A 2,317-nucleotide genomic window follows, 5' to 3' on the forward strand; every position below is an offset into this window, starting at 1 on the left:
CGCAGCAGGCCAGCCGTTGCGCGTGCAACTGACGGATGTCAATGGCCGACTGATTCACGAGGAATTGGTGGAAAAAGCCAAGGCGGTGGAATTGCAGACCCTGCCGCTGGACAATCAACTTCCAGGATTATTGTTGCTACGGGCGACTAGTGGGGCACGGAGCGTAACGCTGAAAGTACTCAAACCTTAAAACCGGTTTATGGGCAAGCTCTTAACCGTCCGATCAACGCAATCAGACGGTTAAGAGCTTGCGTCACCGATTTCCCCCTTTCTTCTGTTCCATATCTTCCTTTATCAAATCTTTTTTCTATGTATTCTCTGTACGTAAATGCAATGAAGCGCCCCTCCACGGGCACAACCTCATTTATATTGCCAGCCTTGCACTGGTGGATAAACTTCAGAACGGCTATTTTCTTGCTCATCGTTTTCGGGTTAGCGGCCTCTTCGCTGGCTTCCGGCGCCGACCCGCATCCCGATTACGCCCCGCTGGCTGATTTGTATAATGCTACCAATGGCTCGGGCTGGAAAAGAGCTGATAAGTGGCTGACGGACAATAATCCGTGCGGGTGGTATGGAGTTTCCTGCACGAATAACCGGGTGACGGATATTTATTTGAGTGAGAATAAGTTAAGTGGTACACTTCCTGAAAGTCTGGGAAATCTAACCAGTTTGAAAAATCTTTCTTTACGTAATAATGAGTTAAGTGGAAGTATTCCTAACAGTTTGGAAAATCTAATGAGTTTGCAAAATCTTTCCTTGGGGGAGAATAAATTGACTGGAGAAATCCCCGGCGAGTTGAGTAAGCTTACCAATTTAGAAAACCTTAATTTAAACAATAATCAGTTCAGTGGAGAAATTCCCGGTAGTCTGGGGAATATGCCCAAACTGCACTCTATAAACCTTTACAACAATCAATTGAGTGGGGTAATTCCTGCTAGTCTGGGTAACCTGACGAATCTCCAATACCTTGCTTTGGATAATAATGAGTTGAGTGGAGAGATCCCTGAAAGTCTGGGAAATCTAACCAATCTGTTATCGATTATAGTAAGTCGAAATAAGCTGAATGGGACTATTCCTGCCAGTTTGGGTGGTATGACAAACCTGCAAACTCTGAGTTTGGCTTTCAATAAATTGACAGGAGCGATACCTGGCAGTTTGGGGAACTTATCCAATTTACAAAGAATTTTTTTGAATAATAATGAGTTAAGCGGGGAGATTCCCGGTAACCTGGAAAGTTTAACCAAACTAAGCTATCTTTCTTTTGGCACCAATAAATTGACGGGCATCATCCCCGGTAGCTTGGGAAATCTAACGAACCTGCAAAGTCTTTATTTGTATGAAAATCAGTTAAGCGGTGAAATTCCGGCCAGTTTAGGAAATTTAACGAACCTGCAATACCTTTCTTTGGGCGCAAATAAGTTGACGGGTACCATTCCCGGTAGTTTGGGGAATCTAACTAGTCTGAAAGACCTTTCCATTGGTACCAACCAGCTAAGTGGATCAATACCGACGAGTCTGGGAAATCTAACCAATCTACAGGGCATTAACTTCAACTTCAATCAATTGAGCGGGCCAATACCTGACAGTTTTGGGAACTTGATTAATCTGACTTCCCTTTCAATGATGGAGAATAAGCTGGAAGGCACTCTCCCTAGTAGTTTGGGGAATCTTGTCAATCTACGGTTTTTAAGTTTGAGTACTAATAAACTAAGTGGTGAAATCCCGGCTAGTCTGGGAAATCTAACCAAGGTTTGGTATTTAACGTTGGATTATAACGAGTTGAGTGGACCCATTCCCGGCAGTCTGGGGAATGGCAGCCCTGGAGCACCTTTCCTTGTCCCGCAATCAGTTAACCGGCTCGATTCCTGACAATTTTAGAAATCTGGCCAAACTGGATCAGTTTTACGCAGGGCAAAATCAGTTAACCGGCTCGATTCCGGAGTTTTTAGGGAGCCTGACCAATCTGCGCAATATCAATTTGAATTTCAATAAATTAACCGGCCCGATTCCCGCCAGTTTAGGAAATTTGAGCAAAATGCAATACTTGACGTTGAATGACAATTTGTTGATAAATGCAATTCCATCAAGTTTGGGTAACCTGACCAATTTGCAATCCCTTCGTTTACAAAATAACCAATTGAGTGGACCTATTCCCGCCAATTTTGGGAATCTATCTCAATTACAACACCTTTGGTTATACAACAATCGGCTAAGCGGCTGCTTTCCGGAATTGCTGAGAGCATTCTGCGGTAAAAGTGTGTATACTTACAGCAACCCCGGCTTGCCCGGCGAAGGCAATTTTACGGCTTTCTGCAAC

The 2,317-nt window shown here is 43.9% G+C and carries 2 protein-coding genes and 1 pseudogene; all 3 read left to right on the forward strand.

The window, feature by feature from the left end; genetic code table 11:
• A pseudogene (locus FH871_RS33365) lies at window positions 1-190 on the forward strand (T9SS type A sorting domain-containing protein); the annotation flags it as partial.
• A 143-nt stretch (window positions 191-333) separates the two neighbouring features.
• Window positions 334-1,869, forward strand: coding sequence for a leucine-rich repeat domain-containing protein (locus FH871_RS31600; protein WP_212768298.1), 1,536 nt, complete (start codon window positions 334-336; stop codon window positions 1,867-1,869).
• Window positions 1,811-2,317, forward strand: a 507-nt coding sequence (locus tag FH871_RS31605) for a leucine-rich repeat domain-containing protein (protein ID WP_369008811.1), incomplete at its 3' end; no start/stop codon positions are given. The genes FH871_RS31600 and FH871_RS31605, both read left to right, overlap by 59 nt.

Source organism: Larkinella sp. C7 (assembly GCF_006149005.1).
In the GTDB taxonomy this organism is placed as follows: domain Bacteria; phylum Bacteroidota; class Bacteroidia; order Cytophagales; family Spirosomataceae; genus Larkinella.